Below are 7170 nucleotides of genomic sequence, written 5' to 3' on the forward strand. Positions count from 1 at the left end.
CACTCCTTACGCATAATTGATGACGTTGAAACCATTGTCGGACCCCGCCGGCAGACCTTGCCGACTTGTCGTACTCCATGTCCCCATCCGCGCAAACATAAGCGCACGGCGACGACGGGCAAATTCCCTTTCAAAATTCTGGCTGTTGTTCGTCAGATCGAACCATTCTCTGTAGCACTCGTTAAGCAACATCCTTATGTCGCGATCTGGTTCGGTCTTCAGTTTTTCAGATATCCGCTCCAGCATCCAACACGCGAGCGGGCCGCAAGCGTTCGTCGTTCTAAGCTGCATCGGATACCCGCAATACACCGTATTGGTTCTTTTGATCTGCCCGCCCGAGAATTGCTCAAGCTTATCGAGATAGCCACTGACTTCTACCTCATCCCGATCATTCAGTTTGGGAGCATTCGTATCGCAAATGTAGTAGACAGGGGTATCACCGCGCGTATCGGCAATGGCACCCATCCAATGATTACCCGTATTCAGTATCGCCAGCGTCGGCTTGGGCGCCTTCGCCGCTCTCGCGATAAAGTCGCTGAACGCGCGTTGCAGGTCGAGATCTCCGGCTCTTACTGCATTTGCATCCAGACTATCCGAATGCAAATGTTTGAACGCCAGAACACCTTTAGCGAGGCACACTTGAAGTCCGATTGTGTGCATCCAAAAGGAAACCGTCCCCATGATTTCATCTTGACTAGTGAAACGGTGAGGATTGACCAGAAAATAGTCTGCTCTATGTTCAGGCGGGATGTTGCTTAACTCTTCGTTCTGCAGTAGCTCTGCGAGAAAGGGATCGACAAACCAAGCGAGCAGCTCGTTGTTCAAATTCTCCCAGGCGCCCCGCGAGGATACCTCTGCCTTCCTGATCAATCGCGCCATCTCATTTGTTCTCATCTCCACTTCATGCTCGACCATTTCCCGAGTGACCGGGTCCGCTTCGAGCTTTTCCTCATCACCCGGCGCCTGGGACTGCATGCCTTCGATGCCGGCGGTAACCACGTCCTCGTGACTGATCTCCGGTGGGGTTGCGTGGACGTGCACCGAGAGACAGTCTGTCGGCGTCGTCGCGGGGTCGAAAGGGCTGGCCTTGATCGGGATGGACGGGATTTCGCGGCGCTCATAGCCTTCTTCCGCGACCTCATCCTCCGTGGAGTCGTCGTGTGTGGGCCTCTCTACGGGTTTGTTGGAGTTGCTGGTCTTGATCTCGCGGCGGAATGCCGAATTCGGCTTTTCAGGTTTGATGCCGGGTGTGCCGGTTCTCGGCGGGGCCACGTTGCGTTTAGCGTCGCGCTCGGCATTGGCAAGCGTACTTGCTGTGTTCCAGCACGAGTTGAATGGATTGCACACGTTTGTGATGAAGCCCGGCATGTCACGTCCTTTAGGGAGAGGTGCTTCGAGGGGAACTGCTTGGGAGAGCAGCCCGGCCGCGCCGTGGCATGCTTGGTCGGGGATGCTAGAAGGGGTGGGCTCGGACGCCAAGAATTGTTATCCGAGGGGCGGAGTTAGTAATACTTGGCGGGATGCGCAGGTGCTTGGATGCCGCTGTTCAGGTCATCCCGGCGAAAGCCGGGATCCGGTGCCTTGCATGCGTCTGCTGACGCCACTGGATTCCTGCATTCGCAGGAATGACGTCCGCTATGTGCGGACTCAGGTGAACGGAAATCCCACAAGCCGGTGGGGCTTGTGGGATTTCCGGATGAAACACGATCAGTTGAAGTTGTACTTCGCCGACAGGTTGATGCGGCTCATGTCGCCATCCTCGCCAGCCAGTGTGGTGCGGCGGCCGAAGATGTATTCGGTGCCGATGTCCACGCCCTTGACCGGGTTCCAGATGAAGCCGAGGTGTGCCTGCCACAGCTTGCGGTTGATGCCGAAGCGGCCGCTGTCGAGGCCGTTGGCGCGCGCAAAGCGGGTGTACTCGTTCTCGTAGTTCTTCTGTGCCCCGAGGGCGGCGTTGAAGCGCAGCGAGTCGGAAGCCTTGTGCTGGTAGCCGAGCACCACGCCGAGCGACTTCTCCATCAGGATACGGTCGGCGGCGGCGTCGTAGAAGGCGCCTTCGATGTAGTTGAAGTAGCGGCCGATGCCGTTGCCGCCGGTAATGCCCCAGGTCATGAAGTCGTCGCCGAAGGTCTTGACCAGGCCGCTTGCCGCCAGACCCCAGCCGCGGCGCGACTGGTTGATGCCGGCGCCGTCCTTCACGCGGTGCTCATGGCTGAGCGCACGCACGCTGGCTGCGCCCCAGTCGAAGCCCTTGTCCCATCGCGCGACGAGGTCAGGCACGCGCGAGAAGCCGGCGGTGGTGACGGTTCCGGTGTTGTCGAGCACATAGCTGGCCGAGTTTTCGATCGCGCCGGTGAACGCGCCCATGCTCGCGGTCTTGTAGGTGTAACGGACTTGCGGCTGGCGGATGAAGGTGGAGCCGATGGGGCCGTTGAAGTCCACGGTTTCCGGCGAGTTGTCGAGGTCCATGAAGGTGGACCAGGTCTGGCCGGCGAGGAAACCGCCAACCTGGCCGTAGGCATGGCGCAGGCGGAAGTTGTAGCTGTTGGTCCCCTGCTGTGTGTAGATGTTGCCGATGGTGCCGTAGACGGCGGAGTTGCCGGTGCGCGGGTCGTTGTTGAAGTCGCCTTCGATCTTGATGCCGATCGGACCGTAGGGCGACGGGGTGCTGGCTTCGATGCCGAAGCGCGAGGTGCGCGCATGGACGAAGTTGCGGCCGCTGCGGTTGGCCTGCGCCGATCCCTTCAGCGGAACGTAGGGCAGGAAGCTGGCGTAGTCGATGTCGGTGTTGTCGCCCTTGAACTCGTGCACCATGTTCAGCTCGGCAAAGCCGTACACGCGCAGCGAGGTGTCGGAATTGGGCAGGCGGAAGGAGTTCGGGATGTCGCCCAGGACGACGGCGTCCTTGGCGCGCATTTCCACCTGCTCGACGCGGTCGGCGAGCGCGGCGGTGGAGGTTTCCTGCTTCTGCGACTTCAGCGCCTCCAGCTCGGCGCGCAGCTTGCGCATTTCGTTGCGCAGTTCTTCGAATTCCTTCGCGGTTTGCGCCTGCGCCGGAATGGCGGCGGCGAACATGAGTGCGATGGATGCGGTCAAGGTTGTGAGTTTGAATTGCATTCTTGTTTTCTCCCCTAAAAGGATTGTTTGATTCGTCTTATCTTGCTTAGCGTGCCGTATAGGCGATCTGGCCAAGGAAGGCGCGGATACGCTCGTTGCGGGCGTTGCTGAAGAATTCCGCCGGCGGCGCTTCCTCCAGGATCTGGCCCTTCTCGAAGAAGATCACGCGGTCGGCGACTTCGCGGGCGAAGCCCATTTCATGCGTGACGATGATCATGGTCATGCCGGAACGCGCGAGGTCTTTCATGACGTCGAGCACTTCCTTGATCATCTCCGGATCGAGCGCGGAGGTCGGCTCGTCGAACAGCATCACCTTCGGCTGCATCGCGAGCGAACGCGCGATGGCCACCCGCTGCTGCTGGCCGCCCGAGAGCTGGTGCGGATACTTGTGCGCATGCGCCGACATGCCCACTTTCGCCAGCAGTGCCTTGGCCGCCTCTTCCGCCTGGGCGCGGGTCACGCCGCGCAGGCGCCGGGGCGCAAGCGTGACGTTGTCCATCACCGTCAGGTGCGGAAAGAGGTTGAAGCTCTGGAACACCATCCCGACTTCGCGCCGCACGGCATCGATGTGCTTCAAGTCATCGTCGAGGACGATGCCGTCGATGACGATGCGGCCGGAATCGTGCGTCTCCAGCCGGTTCAGCATGCGCAGGAAGGTCGATTTGCCGGAGCCGGAAGCGCCGATGATGACGGTCACTTCGCCCTGGTAGAACTTCGTCGACACATCCTTGATCACGTGGAACTGACCAAAGTGCTTGTTGATGTTTTCCGCGATGATGAGCGGTTCCTTCTCTGCCATGTTCATCCTTCTGCTCCGCTCAATGGTGGCGTTCCACATCCAGTTGCCGTTCGATCGCACCGGAGATCTGGGTCAGCACGGTGGTCAGGATCAGGTAGATGGTTGCGGTCGTAATGAATACCGGGATCGGCTGGAAGGTGGCCGACTGAATGCGGTTGCCGATGTTCGACAACTCGACCACGCCGATCACATAGGCCAGGCTCGAATCCTTGAGCAGCGACACGATGTTGTTCACCAGAGGCGGCAGCGCAATGCGGAACGCCTGCGGGAAAACCACGTCGCGGAAGGTCATGAAAGGCGTCAGCCCGAGCGAGCGTGCGGCTTCGGTCTGGCCCTTGTGCACGGCCAGGATGCCGGCGCGGATCGCCTCGGCGTTGTAGGCGCCGACATTGAATGCCAGTGCCACGACGGCCGAATTGAAGTCCGACAGTTGCAGGCCGGGCACCAGCGCGGGCAGCGCCAGGAACACGAACAGCACCTGCACCAGCAGCGGCGTGCCGCGGATCACCCAGATGTAGAAGTCGGCAAGCAGCCGCAGCGGAAGGAACCTCGACAGTTTGCCCAGTGCGGCGAGTACGCCGAGCGCGATGCCGATGATGCCCGACACCACGGTCAGCATGACGGTGGTCTTGGCCCCCTCGGCGAACTGTTCTGCGTTGGAACCGATCGGTTCCGGCAGCCAGCTCATCGGGATGGCCATCAACCACAGGAAGGCGAACAGGCCCGCCACGGAAATGGCGATGGACACTGCGCTGCGCTTCTCGCGCGACCACTCGGCCGGCAACAAACTGATTGCTGATTTCACCGCTGTCTCCTTGCTCGATACCGATGCCTGCGCTTACTGCTGGCAGCGGATATCTTCCTTCATGTATTTTTCGGACAGCGTCTTGTAGGTGCCGTCGGCCATGACTTCGGCCAGCGCCTTGTCGACTGCGGCGGCGAGCGAGGTATTACCCTTCTTGACCGCGGTCGCGACCTTTTCCACGAACAGATAGCCGCCGGTCTTGAGCGGTGCGTTCGGATTGTTCTCGATCACGTTCTTGACGACGAAACGGTCGCTCACCCAGGCGTCGACACGGCCGTTCATCAGCGCGGCACGGGCATCGGTGTCTTGCGGGAAGTTCTTCACTTCCTTCACGTTGGGCAGCTTCCTGACGTTTTCCATGTAGGTCGAACCGGTCTGCACGGCGACGGTTTTACCGGCCAGCATCTCGGGCGTGCGGATCGAGCCGTCGCGCGAGACGATCACGCCGCCGCTGCAGTAGTGCGGATTGGTGAAGGTGACGGCCTTGGCGCGCTCTTCGGTGATGCCGAAGGAAGCGATCACCATGTCCCAGCGGTCCTGGCGCAGGCCGGCCAGCAGTGCGTCGAAGGACAGCGCCTTCCACTCGACCGCCAGGCCCATCTTCTTGACCATGGCTTCGGCCAGTTCGACTTCGAAGCCGGTGAGCTTGGAGCCCTGGAAGTAGTTGAACGGGGGGTAGGCGCCTTCGGTGGCGACAATGATCTTGCCGCTCGCCTTGATTTCTTCGAACGTGCGGGCCTGTGCCGTCATGCCGACGACCAGCCCCGCCACAACGACCAGCAGGTGCTTGATGCTCTTCATGGATGTGTTCCTCCGGGTTGGATGGGTTGTTTGCTTTTTCTTTTCAAGTCGGGTTGCCGCCGAGCGGGCCGCGTGGGTATTGGACCAGTTACGGCAAGGTGGTCAAACCACCATCGCGACGGGTTCTTGAAAAATTGCGACATCGAAAGCGGTGACTTTCCGATATCGAAAAGGCGCGCGATCTTAACCTGCGGCGGCTTGAAGAAAGATCGGAAGTGAGGTGGCGGGAAAAAACAAAATTCGGTCGGACGACCTAATTTTGCCCGCATTTTCGGCGAACGCTGCCAGCTGATCGGCTGCAAAGCCAGTATCCACGCGGGTTTGCGCCCGGTTCGCCTGCCTTGCGGCAAAACGATTCCGGAACGCAATTAAAGATGCAGAAAAAATACAGTTTTCTCAGTTCTGGAAATCGTAGAGGCGGGGCAAGCCCAGAATCGTTGTCAGTTCGTCCAGTGCAGTCTGCACTTCCAGGGCCAATGCGGGGTCGCCGAGATCGGCCGGCGCGAGGCGGTCACGGTAATGCTTGCCGACCCAGGCCACCAGCTTCTGGTACAGCGCGTCGGTCATGATCACGCCCTGGTGCATGGCTGCCGCCTCGCCGTGCGTCAGTGCCACGCGCAGCCGCAGGCAGGCCGGGCCGCCGCCGTTGCGCATGCTCTGGCGCAGGTCGAAGCTGATCAGTTCGTCGATCGGACCGCCGCTGGCGACGAGTCCGTCCAGGTAACGTGCCACTGCCGGGTTCTCCTGGCACTCCTGCGGCACCACCAGCGCCATCCTGCCATCCGGCTTGCTCAGCAACTGACTGTTGAACAGGTAGCTGTTCACCGCGTCCTCCACCGAGACATCGGCCGCGGACACGCGCACCGGGCATAGTTCGGCCTCGACGCCGGCCATTGCCTGACGCAATGCGGCCATCGTCACCCTCTCGTCGACGAAGGCTTGCTCGTGATAGAACAGGACGTTGCCGTTGCCGACCGCGATCACGTCGTTGTGAAACACGCCCTGGTCGATCGTTTCCGGATGTTGCTGGATGAAGACGGTACGCTGTGCGTCGAGGCCGTGCAGGCGTGCCACCGCCTGGCTCGCTTCCAGCGTCTGCCGTGCCGGGAAACGCCTGGGCGCCGGCGCTTCCGGATCGAATTCCACGCGGCCGTACACGAACATCTCGACGCCGGGTGCGCCGTGATCCGCGCACAGGCGGGTGTGATTGGCTGCGCCTTCGTCGCCGAAGGCGGGCGTCGCGGGCAGCGCGTCGTGCACCGCGAAGTGCTTTTCATCGCCGAACAGGGCGCGCAGGGTGCGCGCGGTCTGCGCATGCTCGAAGGAGCGATGCAGCTTGTTGTTCAGGTTGGCCACGGTGAAATGCGCGCGGCCGTCGGCGGTATCGGCAGATGGGCTGACCGTCGCCGCGTTGGCCGTCCACATCGGCGAGGCGGAATAGGCGCCGGCCAGGATCACCGGTGCTTCCCTGGCGGCACGGGCGATCACATCGGCATCGCTGCCCGTGAAGCCGATGCTGCGCAGCAGGTGAAAATTGGGGCGCGCTTGCGGCGGCAGCAGCGCCTGCGCAAATCCGCGCGCAGCCAGTGCGCGCATCTTGGCCAGCCCTTGCAGCGCGGCTTCCTTCGGGTTGGACACGCTGTTGACG

At 61.2% G+C, this 7170-nt stretch carries 6 protein-coding genes; all 6 read right to left on the reverse strand.

The genetic code is table 11. The features are described from left to right. Positions 1-6: 6 nt before the first annotated feature. Positions 7-1368, reverse strand: coding sequence for a hypothetical protein (locus VFF99_RS05010; protein ID WP_325015565.1), 1362 nt, complete (start codon positions 1366-1368; stop codon positions 7-9). A 339-nt stretch (positions 1369-1707) separates the two neighbouring features. Then, positions 1708-3117 (reverse strand): DcaP family trimeric outer membrane transporter, encoded by a 1410-nt coding sequence (locus VFF99_RS05015; RefSeq protein WP_325015567.1) that lies wholly within the window; start codon positions 3115-3117, stop codon positions 1708-1710. A gap of 46 nt (positions 3118-3163) precedes the next feature. Next, positions 3164-3922, reverse strand: coding sequence for an amino acid ABC transporter ATP-binding protein (locus VFF99_RS05020; RefSeq protein WP_414691501.1), 759 nt, complete (start codon positions 3920-3922; stop codon positions 3164-3166). A gap of 13 nt (positions 3923-3935) precedes the next feature. Then, entirely contained in the window at positions 3936-4721 is a 786-nt protein-coding gene (locus VFF99_RS05025; RefSeq protein WP_325015572.1) for an amino acid ABC transporter permease, read from the reverse strand. Between the two features lie 33 nt (positions 4722-4754). Continuing rightward, the gene (locus tag VFF99_RS05030) at positions 4755-5522 is read right to left on the reverse strand and encodes an ABC transporter substrate-binding protein (protein WP_325015574.1); all 768 of its coding nucleotides are present in this window, start codon (positions 5520-5522) and stop codon (positions 4755-4757) included. A 396-nt stretch (positions 5523-5918) separates the two neighbouring features. Continuing rightward, a partial coding sequence (astB, locus tag VFF99_RS05035; protein WP_325015576.1) for an N-succinylarginine dihydrolase occupies positions 5919-7170 on the reverse strand: 1252 nt, incomplete at its 5' end.

Origin of the sequence: Noviherbaspirillum sp. (assembly GCF_035654295.1) — a bacterium.
Classification (GTDB): Bacteria; Pseudomonadota; Gammaproteobacteria; order Burkholderiales; family Burkholderiaceae_D; genus Noviherbaspirillum.